The 21512-nt window shown below is 74.7% G+C and carries 17 protein-coding genes; 15 read left to right on the forward strand and 2 right to left on the reverse strand.

Annotation, left to right across the window (positions count from 1 at the left end):
• Positions 1 to 69: 69 nt before the first annotated feature.
• Positions 70 to 618, reverse strand: a complete 549-nt coding sequence (locus AB0O29_RS03125; RefSeq protein ID WP_365145171.1) for an HNH endonuclease — start codon at positions 616 to 618, stop codon at positions 70 to 72.
• 248 nt (positions 619 to 866) lie between these two features.
• Here AB0O29_RS03125 and AB0O29_RS03130 point away from each other — a divergent pair, with 248 nt between their 5' ends.
• The 14 genes from AB0O29_RS03130 (at position 867) to AB0O29_RS03195 (ending at position 19908) form a co-directional block, all read left to right on the forward strand.
• Positions 867 to 1943 carry a mechanosensitive ion channel family protein gene (locus AB0O29_RS03130; protein WP_365145174.1) on the forward strand — a complete coding sequence of 359 codons (1077 nt, stop codon included), beginning with the start codon at positions 867 to 869 and terminating at the stop codon, positions 1941 to 1943.
• Positions 1944 to 2064: 121 nt separating this feature from the next.
• Positions 2065 to 3267 (forward strand): ROK family transcriptional regulator, encoded by a 1203-nt coding sequence (locus tag AB0O29_RS03135; protein ID WP_365145177.1) that lies wholly within the window; start codon positions 2065 to 2067, stop codon positions 3265 to 3267.
• Positions 3268 to 3327: 60 nt separating this feature from the next.
• Positions 3328 to 4671 (forward strand): ABC transporter substrate-binding protein, encoded by a 1344-nt coding sequence (locus AB0O29_RS03140; protein WP_365145180.1) that lies wholly within the window; start codon positions 3328 to 3330, stop codon positions 4669 to 4671.
• Positions 4672 to 4675: 4 nt separating this feature from the next.
• Entirely contained in the window at positions 4676 to 5617 is a 942-nt protein-coding gene (locus AB0O29_RS03145; RefSeq protein WP_365145183.1) for a sugar ABC transporter permease, read from the forward strand.
• Positions 5614 to 6456, forward strand: coding sequence for a carbohydrate ABC transporter permease (locus tag AB0O29_RS03150; protein WP_365145186.1), 843 nt, complete (start codon positions 5614 to 5616; stop codon positions 6454 to 6456). The genes AB0O29_RS03145 and AB0O29_RS03150 overlap by 4 nt, the downstream gene beginning before the upstream one ends.
• A gap of 5 nt (positions 6457 to 6461) precedes the next feature.
• Positions 6462 to 7727: a 6-phospho-beta-glucosidase gene (locus AB0O29_RS03155; RefSeq protein ID WP_365145189.1), complete on the forward strand. Its 1266-nt coding sequence runs from the start codon at positions 6462 to 6464 to the stop codon at positions 7725 to 7727.
• Positions 7718 to 8707 (forward strand): BadF/BadG/BcrA/BcrD ATPase family protein, encoded by a 990-nt coding sequence (locus AB0O29_RS03160; RefSeq protein WP_365145192.1) that lies wholly within the window; start codon positions 7718 to 7720, stop codon positions 8705 to 8707. Before AB0O29_RS03155 ends, AB0O29_RS03160 begins: the two co-directional genes overlap by 10 nt.
• Positions 8708 to 8957: 250 nt before the next feature.
• Entirely contained in the window at positions 8958 to 10295 is a 1338-nt protein-coding gene (locus AB0O29_RS03165) for a hypothetical protein (protein WP_365145258.1), read from the forward strand.
• Between the two features lie 95 nt (positions 10296 to 10390).
• On the forward strand, positions 10391 to 11329 hold the full coding sequence (locus tag AB0O29_RS03170) for a glutamate ABC transporter substrate-binding protein (RefSeq protein ID WP_365145261.1): 939 nt from the start codon (positions 10391 to 10393) through the stop codon (positions 11327 to 11329).
• 68 nt (positions 11330 to 11397) lie between these two features.
• A complete protein-coding gene (locus AB0O29_RS03175) occupies positions 11398 to 12660 on the forward strand; it encodes a hypothetical protein (RefSeq protein WP_365145264.1) in 1263 nt (420 codons plus the stop codon).
• The gene (locus AB0O29_RS03180) at positions 12657 to 15464 is read left to right on the forward strand and encodes a tetratricopeptide repeat protein (protein WP_365145195.1); all 2808 of its coding nucleotides are present in this window, start codon (positions 12657 to 12659) and stop codon (positions 15462 to 15464) included. The genes AB0O29_RS03175 and AB0O29_RS03180 overlap by 4 nt, the downstream gene beginning before the upstream one ends.
• A gap of 3 nt (positions 15465 to 15467) precedes the next feature.
• Positions 15468 to 17393, forward strand: coding sequence for a protein phosphatase 2C domain-containing protein (locus tag AB0O29_RS03185; RefSeq protein ID WP_365145198.1), 1926 nt, complete (start codon positions 15468 to 15470; stop codon positions 17391 to 17393).
• A 42-nt stretch (positions 17394 to 17435) separates the two neighbouring features.
• Positions 17436 to 18761 carry a VWA domain-containing protein gene (locus tag AB0O29_RS03190; protein WP_365145201.1) on the forward strand — a complete coding sequence of 442 codons (1326 nt, stop codon included), beginning with the start codon at positions 17436 to 17438 and terminating at the stop codon, positions 18759 to 18761.
• Between the two features lie 49 nt (positions 18762 to 18810).
• The gene (locus AB0O29_RS03195) at positions 18811 to 19908 is read left to right on the forward strand and encodes an FHA domain-containing protein (RefSeq protein ID WP_365145204.1); all 1098 of its coding nucleotides are present in this window, start codon (positions 18811 to 18813) and stop codon (positions 19906 to 19908) included.
• A gap of 5 nt (positions 19909 to 19913) precedes the next feature.
• Here AB0O29_RS03195 and AB0O29_RS03200 read toward each other — a convergent pair whose 3' ends face one another.
• Entirely contained in the window at positions 19914 to 20957 is a 1044-nt protein-coding gene (locus AB0O29_RS03200) for a methyltransferase domain-containing protein (protein ID WP_365145207.1), read from the reverse strand.
• A 109-nt stretch (positions 20958 to 21066) separates the two neighbouring features.
• On the opposite strand from AB0O29_RS03200, the gene AB0O29_RS03205 reads away from it, so the two are divergent.
• A complete protein-coding gene (locus AB0O29_RS03205) occupies positions 21067 to 21471 on the forward strand; it encodes a globin (RefSeq protein ID WP_042818584.1) in 405 nt (134 codons plus the stop codon).
• Positions 21472 to 21512 lie beyond the last annotated feature (41 nt).

The following is a 21512-nucleotide window of genomic DNA, read 5'->3' on the forward strand; positions in this document are numbered from 1 at the left end:
CGCCTTGCCCTGCCGCCTTGGCCTGCCGGCGGGGGCGCCGCGCGGGGTGGCGCCCCGCGCGGCGGTCCGTCAGGACGCGACGGCGCCCACCCCCACCCCGATGCGCTCCAGCGCGTCGTCCGCCCCGTAGGGCTGGAGGTAGGGCATCCACCGCGGGTCCCGGTGCCCCGTCCCGATGATCCGCCAGGCCAGCCCCGACGGCGGAGCCGGCTGGTGCCGCAGCCGCCAGCCGAGTTCCAGCAGGTGGCGGTCCGCCTTGACGTGGTTGCAGCGCCGGCAGGCGGCGACCACGTTGTCCCAGACGTGCTGCCCTCCCCGGCTGCGCGGGATGACGTGGTCCACGCTCGTCGCGACGGCCCCGCAGTACATGCAGCGGCCGCCGTCGCGGGCGAACAGCGCGCGGCGGGTGAGTGGAACGGGCCCCCGGTAGGGGACCCGCACGAAGCGCTTGAGCCGGACCACGCTGGGCGCGGGGACGGCCTGTGTCGCGCTGTGCAGGAAGGCGCCGGATTCCTCGAGGGAGATGGCCTTGTTCTCCAGGACGAGGACGAGCGCGCGGCGGAGCGGTACGACGCCGAGGGGCTCGTACGACGCGTTGAGGACCAGGACGTGCGGCACGGACTGCCTCCTTGTACGCCGGCGGCGCGTGGCTCGCGCCGGGACGATCTGTTTTCCAGTCTCCCCTTACGGCTGGTCGAAACGCCACCACGCGCCGGTAACGGGCCCGAGGTGTTTTCAACCACACTCCCTTCATCCCCAGGTGAGGGCGGTCTCTCCCTCGAACACGGCAACGAGGTCGGCGCCGTGCCCGGTTAGTGTGGAAGGCCTGCCCGTACACCCCGTTCCGTTTCCGCGGGCAGGACGCCATGCCTGGAGGTTCCCCCGTGCCCTCGCCCGCCACCCTGCTCCCGTTGGCAGCGACCACCACCGACGACGCCGCCGAGAGCGTGACCAACGCCGCGAGCTTCATCGAGGAGAACTGGGCCACCTGGCTGAGCATCGGCCTGCGGATCCTGCTGATCATCGTGATCGCGGCCGCGCTGCGCTCGGTCGTCCGCAAGGCGCTGACCAAGCTGATAAGCCGGATGAACACCAGCGCGGAGGCCGTCGAGGGCACCGCGCTCGGCGGGCTGCTGGTCAATGCCGAGCGGCGGCGCCAGCGTTCCGAGGCGATCGGCTCGGTGCTGCGCTCGGTGGCCTCGTTCCTGATCCTCGGGACGGCCGCGCTGATGGTGCTGGCCGCGCTGAAGATCGATCTGGCCCCGCTGCTGGCGAGTGCCGGTGTGGCCGGTGTGGCCATCGGTTTCGGTGCCCGCAACCTGGTGACGGACTTCCTGTCCGGTGTGTTCATGATCATGGAGGACCAGTACGGCGTCGGCGACAAGATCGACGCGGGAGTGGCCTCCGGCGAGGTGATCGAGGTCGGTCTGCGCGTGACGAAGCTGCGCGGCGACAACGGTGAGATCTGGTACGTCCGCAACGGCGAGATCAAGCGGATCGGCAACCTCAGCCAGGGCTGGGCGACGGCCGGCGTGGCCGTGCAGGTCAAGCCCACGGAGAACCTGCCGCGGCTGCGCGAGACCCTCCAGCAGGTGGCCGACACCTTCGCCAAGGAGTCCCCGTGGGACGAGCGCCTGTGGGGCCCGGTGGAGGTGCTGGGCCTGGACGAGGTGCTGCTGGCCTCGATGACCGTGAAGGTGTCGGCGAAGACGATGCCGGGCCAGCAGTTCGCCGTGGAGCGCGAGCTGCGCTGGCGGATCAAGGAGGCCTTCGACGCCGCCGGCATCCGGATCATCGGCGGCCTCCAGGCGACCGAAGAGGAGGAGGCCGCCGACCCGACGGCCTCGGTCGCGGCGCCGTCGACGCTGGCCAACCCGGCCTCGCCGCAGTCCCTGGCCACCACCCCGATCCCGCCGCCGGCCGGGCCCGTGTTCCCCAAGTAGCCCCGACGCCCCACGGCTCCCCCGCCCCGCCGGTCTTCCGGCGGGGCGGTTTCATTGACAGGGCTCGGCGAGCAATAGGAAACTTACCTAACAGTTCGCTTCGGTGAGGGAGAGCCTCGTCATGCCCGCCGCCACACCCGGAACGCCCAGCCTGCTGCGCGCCATGAACGACCGCGCCGCCCTGGAGCTGCTGCTGACGCACGGCCCCCTGTCCCGGACCCGGATCGGGCAGCTCACCGGCCTCTCCAAGCCCACCGCCTCCCAGCTGCTGGCCCGCCTGGAGGCCGCCGGACTGGTCGTGGCCACCGGGACGGACGGCGGCCGGCCCGGCCCCAACGCCCAGCTGTACGCCCTCGACGCACGCGCCGCCCACGTCGGCGGCCTCGACGTCACCCCCGACCGGGTGCTCGCCGCCGTCGCCGACCTCACCGGCACCGTCACCGGCCGCTTCGAGCTGCCCTACGCCGAGGGCTCCGACGCCGTCGGCCAGGTCACCGGCGCCCTGGCCGGAGCCCTCGCGGACGCCGGCCTGGGCCCGGCCGACCTGCACCGCGTGGTGATCGCCACCCCCGGCGCCTTCGACCCCCGCTCGGGCCGGCTGCGCTACGCCAGCCACCTCCCCGGCTGGCACTCCCCCACCCTCCTCGACGAACTGGCCGCGGCCCTGCCCGTACCGGTGGAGTACGAGAACGACGTCAACCTCGCCGCCGTCGCCGAACAGCGGCTCGGCGCGGCCCGAGGCCACGAGGACTTCGTCCTGCTGTGGAACGAGGAGGGCCTCGGCGCCGCCCTGGTGCTCGGCGGCCGGCTGCACCGGGGCTGGACCGGCGGCGCCGGCGAGGTCGGCTTCCTGCCCGTCCCCGGACACCCCCTGGTCCGCCAGGTCGCCCGGGCCAACACCGGCGGCTACCAGGAGCTGGCCGGCGTCCAGGCGCTGCCCGCCCTCGCGGCCCGGGCCGGAATCGACACCGCCGGGCTCCCGGACGACGCCCAGGTGCCCGCCGCCGTCGCCCTGCTGCGGCGGGCCGCCGCCGGGCCCGAGGGGGCGCACCTGGAGTTCCTCCGCTCGTACGCCACCGCCCTCGCGACCGGTCTGGCCTCGCTGGTCTCCGTACTCGACCCGGAGATCGTCGTCCTGGCCGGGGACGCGATCGCCGCCGGCGGCGAACCGCTGCGGGCGCTCCTGGAGACCGAACTCGCCGAGCTGGCCCCCTCCCGGCCCCGGCTGGTCTCCGGCGAGGTCCTCGAACGGCCCGTCCTGCGCGGCGCCCTGGAGAGCGCGCTGGCCGCCACCCGCGAGGAAGTCTTCGACACCTCCCGCTGACCCCCACGACCCGCTGGCATCCCCCCTCGGAAGTTCCTCCCCCAGAGAGCGAGCACCGCCATGCCCACAGCCGGACGTCCCACCACCGCGGCAGCCCTGCTCGCCGCCGCGGCCGCCCTGTCCCTCCTCGCCACGGCCTGTACCGGCCAGGGCGCCGCCACCGCCTCCGACGACCCGAAGGCGGACACCACCCTCACCTTCTGGCACGGCTGGTCCGCGCCCGGCGAGGTCAAGGCGATCGAGGAGAACATCGCCCGCTTCGAGAAGGCCCACCCGAACATCAAGGTCAAGGTCACCGGCAACATGACCGACGACAAGATCAACCAGGCGCTTCGCGCGGGCGGCGACAAGGCCCCCGACGTGGTCTCCTCCTTCAGCACCGACAGCGTCGGCAAGTTCTGCAACTCCGGCGCCTTCGCCGACCTCAACCCCTTCCTGAAGAAGTCCGGGGTCGACAAGACCAAGGTCTTCCCCGCCACCCTGCTGGAGTACACCCAGTTCAAGGGCGACCAGTGCACGCTGCCCCTGCTCAGCGACGCCTACGGGCTCGTCTACAACAAGACGGCCTTCGCCGCCGCCGGCATCACCGAACCGCCCCGCACCTGGAGCCAGTTCGCCGAGGACGCCCGCAAGCTGACCAAACCCAGCGGGGACTCCTACGAACAGCTCGGCGTGATGCCCACGTTCCACGGCTACGAGACCGCCCCCATGCGCCTGGCCGCCCAGTGGAGCCCCGCCTACTTCACCCCCGACGGCCGCTCCAACCTGGCCGGGGACCCCGCCTTCGCCAAGATGCTCACCGCGCAGAAGGAACTCGTCGACCAGCTCGGCGGGTACGAGAGGCTGGAACGTTTCCGGGCCGGCTTCGGCGACGAGTGGAGCGCCGAACACCCCTTCCACAAGGGACTGGTCGCCATGCAGATCGACGGGGAGTGGCGGGCCTCGATGGCCAAGGAGGCCGGGGTCGGCTTCGAGATCGGCACCGCGCCCCTGCCCGTACCGGACGACCAGGCCGCCGACTACGGCAAGGGCTACCTCTCCGGCACCGTCATGGGGATATCGGCGGCGAGCCGCAAGCAGAACGCCGCCTGGGAACTGGTCCGGTACATGACCACCGACACCGAGGCGGTGGTCTCCTTCGCCAACGCCATCCACAACGTGCCCTCGACGCTGGCCGCCCTCGAATCCCCGCAGCTGAAGGTGACCCCCGAGTTCAAGACCTTCCTCGACATCGCCCGGCACCCGAAGTCGAACACCACCCCGCCCCGCGCTGACGGCGGCACCTACCAGCTGACCTTCCAGAACTTCGCGTACCGCACCGAGAAGGGCGAGGTCCCCGACCTGCGGGCCGGGCTCGCCGCCACCGACCGGCAGATCGACACCGACATCGCCAAGGCCGAGTAGCCCCATGGCCCCGACCGCCCTCACGGCCAAACACCGCCGGTCCGCCCTGCGGACCCTCGCCTTCCTCTCCCCCTGGCTGATCGGCTTCGCCGTCTTCTTCGCCTACCCGCTGCTGTCCACCGCCTACTTCTCCTTCACCCGCTACGACGGCTTCCGGCCGCCCGCCTTCAACGGCGCGGCCAACTGGAGCTACGTCTTCACCGACTACCCGCTCTTCTGGCCTGCCCTGCGCAACACCCTGTGGCTGGTCGTCGTCATGGTGAGCTGCCGGGTGGTCTTCGGCCTCGGCGTCGGCCTGCTCGTCACCAAGGTCAAGACGGGTGCCGGGATCTTCCGCACCCTCTTCTACCTGCCCTACCTGGCCCCGCCGGTGGCCGCGACCCTCGCCTTCGTCTTCCTCCTCAACCCCGGCACCGGCCCCGTCAACACCCTCCTCGACGGGGTGGGGCTGCCCGGCCCCGGCTGGTTCACCGACGCCGCCTGGTCCAAGCCCGCGCTGACCGCCCTCGCGCTGTGGGGGGTCGGCGACCTGATGGTGATCTTCATGGCCGCGCTGCTCGACGTACCGAAGGAGCAGTACGAGGCCGCCGAGCTGGACGGGGCCGGCGCCTGGGCCCGCTTCCGGCACATCACCCTGCCGAACGTCTCCCCGATCATCCTGTTCGCCGTGGTCACCGGGGTCATCCAGGCCATGCAGTACTACACGCAGCCGCTCGTCGCCGGGAAGGCCGCCGCCGGGGTCATCGGCGGCTCCGGGCAGCAGTTCGAGCCCGGCTACCCCGACAAGTCCACGCTCACCCTGCCCCAGCTGGTCTACAACCTCGGCTTCCAGCGCTTCGACTACGGGTCCGCCTGCGTGCTCGCGCTCGTCCTGTTCGCCCTGTCCATGGCCTTCACCGCACTGCTCATGCGGCGCGGCGGCGGACTGACGGGAGCCGGGCGATGAGCGCCCGCCGCCGGCCCCGGGCCCTCCTGCACTGGATCGGCGTGCACGCCCTGGCCGTGGCCGCCGCCCTGTTCTTCGTCCTGCCCTTCGTCTTCCTGCTGCTCACCTCCCTGATGAGCGACCAGCAGGCCCTCACCCGCGAGCTGTGGCCGCGCACCTGGGAATGGGGCAACTACGCCGCCGTCTGGCACACCCCCGGCTTCCTCACCTGGTGGCGCAACACCCTGCTCTACGCGGGCCTGGGCACCCTGCTGACCGTGGTGTCCTCGGTACCCGTCGCCTACGCCCTCGCCAAGTTCCGCTTCCGGGGCAGCCGGCTCGCCCTGCTGCTCGTGATCGCCATGATGATGCTGCCGCCGCAGGTGGTCGTCATCCCCATGTACCTCTTCTGGGCCCGGGAACTCGACCTGTCGGGCACCCTGTGGCCGCTGATCGTCCCCATGGCCTTCGGCGACGCCTTCTCCATCTTCCTGCTGCGCCAGTTCCTGCTGACCATCCCCGACGAGTACCTCGACGCGGCCCGCGTCGACGGCTGCGGCGAACTGCGCACCCTGCTGCGCGTGGTCCTGCCGATGGCGAAGCCCGGCATCGCGGCCGTCGCCCTCTTCCAGTTCTTCGCCGCCTGGAACGACTACTTCGGCCCGCAGATCTACGCCTCCGACAACCCCGCCGCCTGGACCCTCAGCTACGGGCTGGAGTCCTTCAAGGGCGCGCACCACACCAACTGGAACCTCACCATGGCGGCGACCGTGCTCGTCATGGCCCCCGTGATCCTCCTCTTCTTCCTCGCCCAGAAGGCGTTCGTCGAGGGAGTCACCCTGACCGGCGTGAAAGGCTGAACCCGATGAAACTCGCAGTGGTGGGCGGCGGTTCCACCTACACCCCCGAACTCGTCGACGGGTTCGCGCGGCTGCGCGACACCCTGCCCGTCACCGAACTCGTCCTGATCGACCCCGCCGCCGAACGGCTGGAGCTCGTCGGCGGACTGGCCCGGCGGATCTTCGCCCGGCAGGGGCACCCCGGCCGGATCACCACCACCTCCGACCTGGACGCGGGCGTCGCCGGCGCCGACGCCGTCCTGCTCCAGCTGCGGGTCGGCGGGCAGGCCGCCCGGCTCCAGGACGAGACCTGGCCGCTGGAGTGCGGCTGCGTCGGCCAGGAGACCACCGGCGCGGGCGGGCTGGCCAAGGCCCTGCGCACCGTCCCGGTGGTGCTGGACATCGCCGAACGGGTCCGGCGGGCCGCCCCCGACGCCTGGATCATCGACTTCACCAACCCCGTCGGGATCGTCACCCGGGCCCTGCTCCGGGCCGGGCACAAGGCCGTCGGGCTGTGCAACGTCGCCATCGGCTTCCAGCGGAAGTTCGCCGCGCTGCTGGGCGTGGCGCCCGCCGAGGTCCACCTCGACCACGTCGGCCTCAACCACCTGACCTGGGAGTTCGGCGTACGGCTCGGCGGGCCCGGGGGCGAGGACGTGCTGCCCCGGCTGCTCGCCGGGCACGCGGAGGCGATCTCCGCCGACCTGCGGATGCCGCGCGCGGTGCTGGAACGGCTCGGCGTGGTGCCCTCGTACTACCTGCGCTACTTCTACGCCCACGACGAAGTGGTCCGCGAGCTCGGCGAGAAGCCCTCGCGGGCCGCCGAGGTCGCCGCCATGGAACGCGAACTCCTCGCCCTGTACGGGGACCCCGCGCTCGACGAGAAGCCCGCGCTGCTGGCCAAGCGGGGCGGGGCCTTCTACTCGGAGGCGGCCGTGGACCTCGCGGCGGCCCTGCTGGGCGGCGGCGGCCCGGCCGTCCAGGTGGTCAACACCCGCAACGACGGCACCCTGCCCTTCCTCCCCGACGACGCCGTCATCGAGGTCCAGGCCCTCGTCGACGCCTCCGGCCCGGCCCCGCTGGCCGTCCCCCGGCCCGACCCCCTGTACACGGGGCTCCTCGCGCACGTCACCGCGTACGAGGACCTCGCGCTGGACGCCGCGCTGCGCGGCGGACGGGAGCGGGTCGCCCGGGCCCTGCTCGCGCACCCGCTGGTCGGGCAGTTCGACCTGGCGGAGGGGCTGACGGACCGGCTGCTCGCCCACAACAAGGAGCACCTGCCATGGGCGTGAGCCGCCCCTCCCCCGCCGCGGTGCTCGCGCTGGACGCGGGGAACAGCAAGACGGACGCGGCCCTGGTCGGCGCCGACGGCACGGTCCTCGGCACCGGCCGCTCCGGCGGGTTCCAGCCGCCCCTGACGGGGGTCGCGGCGGCCGTGGACGTCCTCGGGGAGGCCGCGGCGCGGGCCGCGGCGGCCGCCGGGCTGGCCGGGCCGCCGTACGCGGTGCGGATCTCGGCCTGCCTGGCCAACGCCGACCTGCCGGTGGAGGAGCGCCGGCTCGCCGACGCGATCGCCGCGCGCGGCTGGGCGGGGGCCGTCGAGGTGCGCAACGACACCTTCGCGGTGCTGCGGGCCGGGGCGGACCGGCCGCGCGGGGTCGCCGTGGTGTGCGGGGCGGGCATCAACTGCGCGGGCATGCTGCCCGACGGGCGCACCGCCCGCTTCGCCGCCCTGGGGCGGATCTCCGGGGACTGGGGCGGCGGGGGCGGCCTGGCGGAGGAGGCCGTGTGGTGGGCGGCGCGGGCCGAGGACGGGCGCGGCGGGCCCACCGCGCTGGCGAAGGCCCTGCCGGGGCACTTCGGGCTGACGGAGATGGCCGGGCTGATCGAGGCGCTGCACCTGGGCGGGATCTCCCGGGGGCGGCTGCACGAGCTGGTGCCGGTGCTGTTCGCGGTGGCGGCGGCGGGGGACCCGGTGGCGTCGGCGATCGTGGAGCGGCAGGCCGAGGAGGTGGTGGCACTGGCGTCGGTGGCGCTGGAGCGGCTGGGGCTGCTGGCGGAGGAGGTTCCGGTGCTGCTGGGCGGCGGCGTCCTCGCGGCCCGCCACCCGCAGCTCGACACCCGGATCCGGGAGCTCCTGTCCGCCCGCGCCCCGCACGCCCGCCCCACGGTGGTCACGGCCCCGCCGGTGCTGGGCGCGGCCCTGCTCGGCCTGGACGCGGCGGCCGCCCCGCCGGAGGCGCACGACCGGCTGCGTGCCCATTTCGAGTGAACGGGCGCCGGCGGCGCCCCCGCGGGGAACCGTGGGGGCGGGTCCGGCGTATTCACGGTGAAGGGGTGGCGGGGGAGGCCGGGGGGAGGGTGATCGGGGCGGTCCGGGGAGGGGATCGCCCAAGATCGAGCACCGGGTGCTGTGGTCCGGCGCCACTACGGCCATACTGCTGCGGAGCAGAGGGACCGAGGGGGAGGTCAGGGTGGCCATCACGACACGCCCGTCCGCGCCCGTGGGCGGCGGCGCCGGGGTGCCCGACGGGCCGGCCGGGCGGGGTACGGCCTGGGCCGAGGGCGTGGAGCGGCTGCGCGCCGCGGCGACGACCGAGCCGGGCCGGCTGCGGATCATCGGCGCGGTACTGGCGGCGCTGGTGCTGCTGTTCGGCGCGGTGGCGGTCTGGGAGGTCTCGGGCCGGGTCACCGCCGCGCAGGACGTGGTGGGCCGCAGCCAGCCGCTGAGCGCGGACGCGGCGAGCATCTACCGTTCTCTGGCCGATGCCGACACCGCCTCCTCCAGCGGCTTCCTCGCGGGGGCGCAGGAGCCCCGCGAGGTCCGCCAGCGCTACGAGAAGGACATGGCGAACGCCTCCCGGCTGCTGGTGAGCGCCGCGGCCAACACGGGGGCCGGCGGGGAGTCCCGCAAGGAGATAGCGCTGCTGGGCGAGCAGCTGCCCCGCTACACCGGCCTGATCGAGCAGGCCCGCGCCAACAACCGGCAGGGGCTGCCGCTGGGCGGCGCGTACCTGCGCTACGCCAACGAGCAGATGAGCACGGTCCTGCTGCCGGCCGCCCAGCGGCTGTACGAGGCGGAGACCGGGCGGCTGTACACCGACTACGACGAGGCCCGGGGCTGGCCGCTGGCGGCGACGGGCGCGGGGGTGCTGGCGCTCGCCGCCCTGGCGTGGGCGCAGCGGCGCAACTACCTGCTGACCAACCGGGTCCTCAACCACGGTCTGCTGGCGGCGACGGCGGCGACGGCCGTGGTGCTGCTGTGGCTGGCGCTGGGGCAGACGCTGGCCCGGTCGGGGCTGGGCGAGGCCCGGGCGAACGGGCAGGAGTCGCTGAAGGTGCTCAACGACGCCCGGATCGCCTCCCTCCAGGCGCGGGCGAACGAGAACCTGACGCTGATCGCGCGGGGCGCCGTCCTGGCCGAGGACAAGAAGTCCGACAAGTACGACGTGGACTACGCGAAGAACATGAAGCAGCTCGACGCGGGGCTGGCGCGGGCGCTGGAGCTGGCCGACGACGCGAGCGGCCGGGATCCGGTGTCGAAGGCCGTGGCGGGCGTGGCCCAGTGGAAGCAGCGGCACGCCGCGGCCCGGGAGAGCGACATGCGGGGCGACTACGACCTCGCCCTGCCCCAGGTGATCGGCGGCCAGGGGCGGACGGACAGCAGCGGTGCCTCGTTCGACACGGTGGACGCCTCCCTGGAGCAGGCCGTGGCCCATGAGCAGAAGCAGTTCACCGCGGCCGCCCGGGGCGGGCTCGGTGCGCTGGGCGGGCTGGTGACGGGGTCGGCGGCGCTGGCCGCCGTCGGCGCGGGGGCGGCCCTCCTCGGCATCGGTCGCAGGCTTTCGGAGTACAGGTGAGTGCGGTGCGGATACGGCGGACACAGGCGGAGCGGCGGCCCGGCCGGCTGCGGCGTGCGGCGGGACGGCTGCGCGGCTGGGGCGGGGTGAGCGCGATGGCCGCCGCCTGTGCGATGACGGCCGCGGCCGTACTGCTGCCGCTGGCGCAGTCCTCGCCGGGCCCGGGGCACCACCCGGGGGTGGTGCGGGAGCCCGCGTCGATGGCGGCGGCGCCCTTCACCCTCGCCGACACCTGCCCGGACCCGGAGGCCAGCCTGCGGCCGTCCGCGCTGGACGGGCCGACGATCGAGCGGATCCGCCGGGCGGGGAAGCTGGTCGCGGGGGTGGACCAGAACAGCTTCAAGTGGGGCTACCGCAATCCTGACGGGCACCTCGACGGCTTCGACATCGATCTGGTGAAGGCCATAGCCAAGGACATCCTGGGCAACGAGGAGGCGGTCATCTACCGGGCGATCCCGACCAGCCAGCGCATCCCGGCGCTCCAGGAGGGCCGCGTCGACATCGTCGTGCGGACGATGACGATCAACTGCAAGCGGCTGGAGGACGTGGCCTTCTCCACCGCCTACTTCGAGGCGGGCCAGCAGGTGCTGGCGCCCAAGGGCTCCCCGATCACGGGGTACGACGCCTCGCTGAAGGGCCGCCGGATCTGCACGGCCGCCGGGTCCACGGCGGAGGCCGCCCTCAAGGCCCAGGGGTACGGGTCGGTCCCGGTGTCGGTGCCGAACCAGCTGGACTGCCTGGTGCGGCTGCAGCTGGGCGAGGTCGACGGGATCATCACCGACAACGCGCTGGCCGCCGGCCAGGCTGCGCAGGACCCGTCGGTGCAGCTGGTCGGCGCGCCGTTCACCCGCGAGTTCTACGGTGTGGCGATGAACAAGGACGCCTCGGACCTGGTGCGCCGGGTCAACAAGGTGCTGGAGAACTACCGCGCGGGCGGTGACCAGAGCCCGTGGGCGACGTCCTACCGCAAGCACTTCGAGGACGTGCTGCCGAAGGCCGCGGTGCCGCCCGCGCCCAAGTACCGGGAGGGCTGAGGCCGGTGGTGGGGGTACCGCCCGCTCGCGGGACAGGATCGGAGCCGTACGTGAGCCAGTCGGGGCTGATGGACCGGGACGACGTCGACCGCGCGCTGACGCGCCTCGGCGCCGAGCACGAGGCCGTCGAGACCTCCCTGCTCGCCCTCCAGGACCACGCCGGGCGCCGGCTGCTGGAGGGTGCGGCGCTGGGCGGGGTCACCAAGGAGCGCTGGGCCGTCGCCGACGCGGCCGTGACCCGGCTGTGGACGTACTTCGACGCCTACAGCGGGGCGCTGGCCGCCGCGCGGGAGATCCGCGAGCGGCGGCGGTGGCCGAGCCGTGAGGACCTGGCCGAGCTGACGGAGCGGCTGCGCGGGCCGGGCGTGACGATCGCGGGGGCCGGGGCGGAGGGCGCCGCGCTGGCGGAGCGGTTCTCGCTGGCCGAGCTGGTGGCCCGGATGAACGAGCTGTACGCCGCCTCGCTGGACGTGGTGGTCGCCGCCGACGCCGTGTGGTCGGCGCTGCCGGCGCGGATCGACCTGCTCGCCGCCGAGCTGCACCGGACGCGTTCGCTGGCGCGTTCGGTGGGGGTCCGGCCGGGTGAGCACCCGTCGGGGGACGAGCTGGAGGAGATCACGGCCGAGCTGGCGCTGCTGCGCGCGGAGGTGATCGAGGATCCGCTGGCCTTCTGGGTGCCCGCTTCGGGGAGTTCCGCCCCGGGCGGCGGCCGTCCCGACACCGCCCGCTACGACCGGTCGGCCCGCGCGCTGGACGACGTACGCCGTGAGGTGGAGGCGGTCCTGACCGTGCGGCAGGACGCGGAGGCGCGGCTGATCGCCCTGCGGGACGTGCTGTCGCGGGCCGACCGGACCCTGGCGGAGGCGCGGACGGCGCGCGGGGAGGTGCTGGCGAAGATCGCGGCGTCGGAGGTCCCGGCGGTGAGCGGTCCGCCGACGGCGCTGCAGGAGCAGCTGGCGGCGGCGGCCGAGTACCGGCGGCGGTCGCAGTGGCACCGGCTGTCGCCGCTGCTGGACTCCCTGGAGGACCGGGCGGACGAGGAACTTCGGCGGGCCCGCGAATCGTTGACGGCTGTGACGGCTCCCCTGGCGGTGCGGGCCGAGCTGCGCGGGCGGCTCGACGCGTACAAGGCGAAGGTCGCCCGGCTCGGGATGGCGGAGGATCCCGTGCTGGTCGAGCGGTACGACGCGGCCCGGCGGATGCTGTGGAGCGCGCCGTGCGACCTGCGGGTGGCGGAGGGGGCGGTGCTGCGCTACCAGCGGGCGGCGGCCGAGGCCCTGGCCCCGCCGGAGGACCACCGGCCCGGGGGGCCGGGGGAGGAGGAGGCATGAGCCCGATCGGAACGGCCTGTCTGCGCTCCGGCTGCCCGGGCGCGTACGAGGACATGGGCGGCGGCGAGGTGTACTGCGACACCTGCGGGCTGGCCCCGGTGGGGGCGGTCGCGGCGGGTGCCGAGGAGCTGGTGTCCCCGCCGACGGGGATGACGAGCGCGGCGCGGCACGGGGACTCCCGGGGGGCGGCGGGCTCGCGCGGCTCCGGCCGGTCGTCGGCGTCGGCGCGTTCGGCGTCCTCCCGGTCCTCGTCCTCGCGCCGCTCGGTGTCGGGCCGGCTGTCGCGCGCCCTGGCGGGCGCGCGGTCCAGCAGGTCGGTGTCGGTGCGCAGTTCGGGTGCGGGGACGGGGCCCTCGGGGCGCAGCAGGCTGGGCGCGGGGCTGGTCAGCGTGCCGGAGGTGCCGCGTCCGGATCCTTCGGCGGCGGTGCTGGAGAACCCGGAGGTGCCGGAGCGCAAGCGGTTCTGCTCGCGTGCGGACTGCGGGGCCCCGGTGGGGCGCGCGCGGGGGGACCGGCCCGGGCGGACGGAGGGGTTCTGCACCAAGTGCGGGCATCCGTACTCCTTCGTCCCGAAGCTGCGCGCCGGGGACGTGGTGCACGGCCAGTACGAGGTGGCGGGCTGTCTGGCGCACGGCGGTCTGGGCTGGGTGTACCTGGCGGTGGACCGGGCGGTCTCGGACCGGTGGGTGGTGCTCAAGGGCCTGCTGGACACCGGGGACCAGGACGCGATGGAGGCGGCGATCTCCGAGCGGCGGTTCCTGGCGGAGATCGAGCACTCCAACATCGTGCGCATCTACAACTTCGTGGAGCACCTCGACCAGCGGACGGGTTCGCTGGACGGGTACATCGTCATGGAGTACGTGGGCGGCAAGTCGCTGAAGGAGATCGCGAACGAGCGGCGCCGGCCGGACGGGCGGCGCGATCCGCTGCCGGTGGAGCAGGCGTGCGCGTACGGCATCGAGGCCCTGGAGGCGCTGGGGCACCTGCACAGCCGCAACCTGCTGTACTGCGACTTCAAGGTGGACAACGCGATCCAGCAGCAGGACCAGCTGAAGCTGATCGACATGGGCGCGGTGCGGCGGATGGACGACGAGGAGTCGGCCATCTACGGCACGGTGGGCTACCAGGCGCCGGAGGTGGCGGAGCTGGGGCCCTCGGTGGCCTCGGACCTGTACACGGTGGCGCGGACGCTGGCGGTGCTGACGTTCGACTTCCAGGGCTACACGAACGTGTTCGTGGACTCGCTGCCGAATCCGGAGCACATCGAGGTGTTCCACCGGTACGAGTCCTTCTACCGGCTGCTGGTCCGGGCCACCGATCCGGATCCGGGGCAGCGGTTCGCGTCCGCGCAGGAGATGGCGGACCAGCTGACGGGCGTGCTGCGGGAGGTGGTCGCGCTGCAGACGGGGCGGCCGCGGCCGCAGCTGTCGACCCTGTTCGGCCCGGAGACGCGCGTGCCGGACACCCGGCTGTACGAGGACACCCCGGACGCGGAGGTCTCCCGCCTGGGCCCCCGCCCCCTCCCCCGCCGGGGCTTCGCCCTGGGCCGCCGCAAGGCCGCGGCGCAGGCCCTCGCGGAAGCGGGCGCCGTGGCACCGGTGCCCGGGCCGGAGGGGCCGGGCACACCCGGGGCCGGGACGTCGGCCGGGGCCGGGGCTTCGGGTGCCTGGGCGGCCGGGGGCGGGGTCGCGGGGTTCGGGCCCGGAGTGCCGGCTGCCGGGGGCGGTGCGGGCGGACCGGGCGGCGGCGGGGTCTCGGTGCTCGGGACGACCGCCACGCACGTGGGGGCCCTCGGCGTGCCCGGGCCCCGGCAGGCTCCGGTGGTCCCGGCGGCGCCGGCCACCGCCTCCCCCGTCCCCCTCCGCACGGCGGCGGGGGCGCCGGGCCCCCTCGACGTGCGCGACACCGCGCTGGCGCTGCCCGTACCGCTGGTCGACGCGGCCGATCCGAACGCCGGGTTCCTCGCGGCGCTCCTCGCCTCCGCCCCCGCCGACCTGCTCGGCGCCCTGGGCGCGGCCCCCGCCGACTCGGCGGAGCTGCGGCTGCGGGAGCTGCGCGCCCGGCTCGAACTGGGTGAACTCGCCCCGGCCGCGCGGGCCCTGGCCGAGCTGGAGGCCAAGTACCCCGACGACTGGCGGGTGGTGTGGGCGCGCGGCATCGCCTCGCTGGCCACCGGTGACGACGAGATAGCGGCCCTGTCCTTCGACGCCATCTACGACGCCTTCCCGGGCGAGCCCGCGCCGAAGCTGGCGCTCGCGCTGTGCGCGGAGATCCTGGGCCAGCTGGACAACGCCGCCGAGTACTACGGGCTCGTCTGGATCACCGACCCCGGATTCGTGAGCGCGGCCTTCGGGCTGGCCCGGGTCCAACTGGCGTCCGGCGACCGGGCGGCGGCCGTCCGCACCCTGGAGTCCGTACCGGAATCCTCCATCCACTACACCGCCGCCCGGGTGGCGGCCGTACGGGCACGCCTGCGCGACAGGTCCCCGCAGGAGGAGCTGCTGGCCGACCTGGGGGCGGCGTCGGACCAGGTCGAGGCGCTGCGGCGGTTCGGGCTGGACCCGGAACGGCAGGAGCGGCTGGCGACGGAGGTTCTGGGCTCGGCCCTGGACTGGGTACTGTCGGGTAGCCGGGGTGCCGACCCCGGCCGGAGCTCGTTGCTCGGCAGTCAACTGGACGAGCGGGGGCTGCGCTTCGGCCTGGAGCGCTCCTACCGCGTCCTCGCCCGGCTGGCGCAGCGGGGCGAGGAGAGGATCGAACTGGTGGAGCGGGCCAACCGTTTCCGTCCCCGGACGTGGGTGTGAGTGATGTCGATGCATCGGCCGTCGGGCTGCCCCAGCTGCGCGGAGCCCCTGGAGGAGGGTGACCGTTTCTGCGGCGTGTGCGGTTACGCCCTCTCCTCCCCGCCCCCTCCCCCGGACCGCACGCCGACCGTGCCCGACCCGTCCGGGGGCGGAGCGGGAGGTCCCGCGTACGCGGCCCGGGTCCCGGCACCCGCGGAGACCGCCGGCCCGGACCCCACCCCCGGCTACGGCAGCCCCGCGCGGCCGGCCCGCGTCCCGGCCCCGACGGGCGGCCCCGGCTACGGCGTCCCGGCGGGCGGGTACTCCGGCGCGCCCGCACGGCAGGAGGACCGCGGCTTCACCCCCTCCGCCGGGGTACCCGCACCCGGCTGGGAGGGCACTCCCGCGACCCCGGGCCCGGCGACGGCCCCCGCCGCCACCCCCCGGAACCCCGCCGCGCCCGACGGCGAATCCCCGTACGGCAGCCCGGAGACCACCCACCCCGGAGCCCCGTACGCCGCGGCCCCGCAGGAGACCCCGTACGGCGGCGCCCGGCATCCGGACCCACAAACGGACCCCTACCCGCCCACGCGAACGGCCGGCTACGACACCCCGGCGGCCCGGTACGACGCCACCCCGCAGGGAACCCCGCACGAGGCCCCCTACGGCAGCACCCCGCAGCCGGGCCCGTACGAGGCCGCACACGAAGGCCCGTCCGGCGCACCCCACATGGCCCCGCACCAGAACCCGCCCGGCGGCGCCCCGCAGCCGGACCCGCACGGCAGCACCCCGCAGGGGAACCCCCGGCCGGGCCCGTACGAGACCGCGCACAACGGCGCGTCCGGCGCCCAGCCGGAGAGCCCTCACGGCTCCCCGACCGCCACCCCGCAGGGGACCCCGCACGAAGCCCCGTCCGCGACCCCGCAGGGGACCACGCAGGGGACCCCGCACGAGGACCCGTACAGCGCCCCGCAGGGGAGCGGTGGCGGGCGGACCTGTGTCGCCTGCCGGGCCGGGTACGTGGACACCGACGGCTACTGCGAGCACTGCGGGCACGCCCAGCCGCGCGAGCGGGACCACCAGGAGGAGGAGCTCTGCAGCGTCGCCGCCGTCAGTGACCGGGGGCTGCGCCACCACCGCAACGAGGACTCCTTCTCGGTGGCGGCCACCGCCCTGCCCGACGGCTCCGCCGCCACGGTCGCCATCGTCTGCGACGGCGTCTCCTCCGCCAGCCGCCCCGACGACGCGTCGGCGGCCGCAGCGGGTGCCGCCAGCGAGGTGCTGCTCGACGCCCTGCCCCGGGGCGCCCAGCCGGCGGAGGCCATGCACGAGGCGATCCTCGCGGCCGGCGCGGCCGTGAGCGCCCTCGCCCCGCAGCCGCCCGGCGCGCAGAACGCCCCCGCCTGCACCCTGGTCGGCGCCGTGGTCAGCGGCGGCCAGCTGACCATCGGCTGGGTCGGCGACAGCCGCGCCTACTGGGTCCCCGACGACCGCGCCGTCCTCCCCCGCCGGCTCACGGAGGACGACTCGTGGGCCGCGCAGATGGTCGCGGCGGGGCTGATGGGCGAGGCCGAGGCCTACGCCGACGTCCGGGCGCACGCCATCACCGGCTGGCTCGGGGCCGACGCGTACGACCTCGACCCGCACACCGCGAGCTTCAGACCGGACCACCCCGGTGTGGTCGTCGTCTGCACCGACGGACTGTGGAACTACGCCGAGTCCGCGGCCGACATGGCCCGGATCCTGCCGCCGGACGCCGCCGAACGGCCCCTGCACTGCGCCCAGGTGCTGGTCGGGCACGCCCTCGACGGGGGCGGGCACGACAACATCACCGTCGCCGTCGTGCCGTTCGCGGCCGGGCCGCCGCAGGAGGAGACGGAAGCGGAACCGGAAGCGGAAGCGGAAGCCGCAGCGGGCCCGGCAGCCGAGCGGCCGCACCCCGCGGCCTGATCCCGAACCGCCCGCCCCGACAGCCCCCGAGGAGTCATCCCGATGGCGAACTTCGCCAAGCCGCGCGCCCCGCGCTTCAGCGTGGAGGTGTACCAGAACGAGTTCCTCCCCGAGGGCGGGCGGGACGTGCACGCCATCGTGACGGTCACCTCCACCGGCGGCGCCACCGCCACCACCACGCGGGCGCTCGGCCAGGACGCGGCCGTCGTGATCATGGTCGACTGCTCGGGCTCGATGGAGTACCCCCCGGAGAAGATGCGCGGCGCCCGCGAGGCCACCGCCGCCGCGATCGACACCCTGCGCGACGGCACGGCCTTCGCCGTGATCGCCGGTACGCACGAGGCCCGCGAGGTCTACCCCGGCCAGGGCCTCCTCGCCACCGCCGGCCCGGACACCCGCGCCCGCGCCAAGGAGGCCCTGCGGGGCCTGAGCGCGGGCGGCGGCACCGCCATCGGCACCTGGCTGCGGCTGGCCGACGGTCTGCTGCGCCGCTCCCCGGCCGCCATCCGGCACGGCATCCTGCTCACCGACGGCCGCAACGAGCACGAGGACCCGGCCGTGCTGCGCGCCACCCTCGACGCCTGCGCCGGCCGCTTCACCTGCGACGCGCGCGGGGTGGGGACCGACTGGGAGGTCAAGGAGGTGACGGGGATCGCGAACGCCCTGCTCGGCTCCGCCGACATCGTGGCCGATCCGGCCCGCCTGGCCGAGGACTTCACGCTCATGATGGAGAAGGTGATGGGCAAGGAGGTCGCGGACGTCGCGCTGCGCGTGTGGACGCCGGTCGGGGCGGAGATCCGGTACGTCAAGCAGGTCTCGCCGTCCGTCCGGGACCTCACGGGCCGCCGCGCCGAGGCGGGCCCGCGCGCCGGGGACTACCCGACGGGGTCCTGGGGGGACGAGTCCCGCGACTACCACGTGTGCGTGCGGGTGCCGCAGGCCTCCGTGGGCCAGGAGATGCTGGCCGCGCGCGCCTCGCTCGTGCTGCCGGGCCCGGCGGGCGAGCCGCGGCCGCCGATCGCTCAGGGGCTGGTCAGGGCGGTGTGGACGAACGATCTCGCCGCCTCGACCGCGATCAGCCCCCAGGTGGCCCACTACACGGGGCAGGCGGAGCTCGCGCAGGCTATCCAACAGGGCCTGGAAGCCCGCAAAATGGGCGATGTCGACGGCGCCACGGCGAAGCTGGGCCGTGCCGTGCAGTTGGCGAGCGCCTCCGGGAACGCCGACACCGCCAAACTGCTCGCCAAGGTGGTGGATGTCGTCGACGCGGCGGCGGGTACTGTGCGGCTGAAAGCGAAGGTCGCCGATGCCGACGAGATGACCCTTGAGACCCGTTCGACACAGACCGTCCGAGTGAAGAAGACCTGAGAAGAAGCCTGCCGCGATGGCGCAGGGAGATGAAGGGGGAAGCTCCGCGATGCCGACCTGCCCGAACGGGCACCAGTCCGCCTCCGACGACTGGTGCGAGGTCTGCGGCCACCGTATGGCCGCCCCGCCGAGCCCCCCTGCGGCCCCCTCCTACGGCTACGGCTACCCGCCCACCACCGGTGAGCCGACCGCCCAGGCGGAGCTGTGCCCGCAGTGCCGGACCCCGCGCGAGGCCATGGCCCCGTTCTGCGAGGAGTGCCGGTACAACTTCCTGACGCGGACGGCGACCCCGCACACCCCGCCGCCGGCCCCGTACACCCAGCCGCCGGCCCCGCCGCTCCCGGACGCGGCCCCGCCCGTTCCCGTCGGCGGCGCGCAGCCCCCGGCGGCCCCGGCCGGTGCTCCGGCCCCGCCGCCCCCGCCGCCGCTCCCGCCGCAGCCGGTGTACTCGCAGGACCACTTCGAGTACCAGGGCTCGCGGCCCTCGCGGGTCAACCGCCCGGCCGAGCCGCTCCAGGCCGACGACGACTGGCTGCTGCCCCCGCCGGCCGCCCCGGAGCCGCCCGCTCCGCCGGTGGCGCAGGCGCCCGTCGCCCCGCCGGTTGAGCCGCCCGCGGCTCCGCCGGTGCCGCCGTCGGCGCTGCCGCCCGTACCGTCCGAGTACCAGCAGCCGGAGTACCGGCAGCCGGAGTACCAGCGCCCCGAGTACCCGCCGGTGCCCGTCCCGGAGCAGCAGCCCGCCGCCACCTGGACGGCGACGATCGGCCCCGACCGCTCGTACTTCATGGCGATGATGCAGCGCAGCGGCCCCGAGGCGGCCGGGCTGAACCTGCCCGCGTACTCGCCCGAGCTGCACCTGCCGCTGTCCGGCGGCCAGATCACCATCGGCCGGCGCCGCGCCTCCACGGGCGAGTCCCCGGACGTCGACCTGTCGGTGCCGCCGGAGGACCCGGGCGTCTCGCACAGCCACGCGGTGCTCGTGCAGCAGCCGGACCTCACCTGGGCGGTGGTGGACCAGAACTCCACCAACGGCACCACCGTCAACATGGGCGAGGAGCCGATCCAGCCCTACGTCCCGGTGCCCCTCGCCGACGGCGACCGGGTCCACCTCGGCGCCTGGACCACCATCACCATCCGGCGCGGCTGAGCCGCTCAGCCCCCGGCCGCGCCGGCGGTCTCCCCCAAGGGCCACACGTAGGGCCCCTGGGGGTCGTCGAGCCAGGCCCACTGTCCCTCGGCGGTGACCGTGACCCCGAACCGCTCGCGCGCCGGGCGGCCCTCGCCGCGCCACAGGTCGAGCGCCTCCCGGGGGCGCAGCACGCCCGCGGTGAGGATCAGCAGGAACTGGAAGCGCTCGTTCTCCACCAGTTCGTACGGGACCCCGTGCAGCGGTCCGCCGGTGCCGGGCGGCGGCGGGCCGGCCGTGGCCCCGCGCAGCGGGACGAAGTAGGCGGAGGTGTGGAGGAAGCGGCCCTCCGCGAAGTCGGGGTCGCGGACGGTGAGCGCGATCAGCCCGGTCGACAGCGGGGCCAGGATCCGCGCCCCTGGCCGGCACTGGCCGAGCCAGGCGTGCGGGATCAGCGGCAGGGTGCAGGTCACCATGATCCGGTCGAAGGGGGCGCGGGAGGGGCAGCCGCGCGCCCCGTCCCCGGTGACGACGGCGGGTCGGTAGCCGAGGAGCGCCAGGTGCGCCCGCGCCGACTCGGTGATCTCCTCGTCCAGGTCGACCGTGGTGACGCGGTCCTCGCCGAGCCGGTGGCAGAGCAGGGCAGCGTTGTAGCCGGTGCCCGCGCCGATCTCCAGCACGCAGTCCCCGTCGCGGACGTCGAGGGCGTCCAGCATCCGCGCCATCAGGGAGGGCTGGCTGCTGGAGGAGAGCAGCTCGCCGTCACGGAGCCGCGTGGCGAGCGGGGCGTCGGTGTAGACCCCGCGCAGCCAGCGGGCCCGCCGCTCGGGGTCGGGGTCCTCGGCCCACAGCCGCTCGTGGCCGGCGCCGCGGCCGGTCCAGAAGTACGGCACGAAGACGTGCCGGGGCACGGCCGCGAAGGCGGCCCGCCAGGCCGGGTCCTCCAGCGCCCCGGCGGCGCTGAGCTCCCGCACCTGGGCGGCGTGCGCGATCTCCCGCAGGTCGCGGGCCGGTTCCTCCGGTCCCCGCGGGGTGTGTGCCGCGTGTGCGTTCCTGCCGCCCGTGCCCATGTCTCCACTGTGCGGCGGGAGGGCTCCACGTGCGAGCCATCCCGGATCCCGGCCGGAGAGTGGTCCTAGGACCCGGGTCCTCCGTCCGGGTGTCTGAGACGATGGTCGGGTGAATGACGATCCGCAGAGCAACGTCCAGGAGACGACCTTCTTCGAGCAGGTGGGCGGCGAGGCGACCTTCCGCCGTCTGGTCCACCGCTTCTACCAGGGTGTCGCGGAGGACCCGCTGCTGCGTCCGATGTACCCGGAGGGGGACCTCGGGCCCGCCGAGGAGCGGTTCGCGCTGTTCCTGATGCAGTACTGGGGCGGTCCGGGCACGTACAGCGAGAACCGCGGGCACCCGCGCCTGCGCATGCGGCACGCCCCGTTCCAGGTGGACTCCGCCGCCCACGACGCGTGGCTGAAGCACATGCGGGAGGCGCTGGACGAGCTGGGCCTGGCACCGGAGCACGAGGCGCAGCTGTGGCGGTACCTGACCTATGCGGCCGCCTCGATGATCAACACGGCGGGCTAGAAAACGAGACTGTGCGCGGCCCCGGGCGGGGCTGCGGACAG

It is taken from the genome of Streptomyces sp. NPDC089915, assembly GCF_040684675.1.
Classification (GTDB): domain Bacteria; phylum Actinomycetota; class Actinomycetes; order Streptomycetales; family Streptomycetaceae; genus Streptomyces.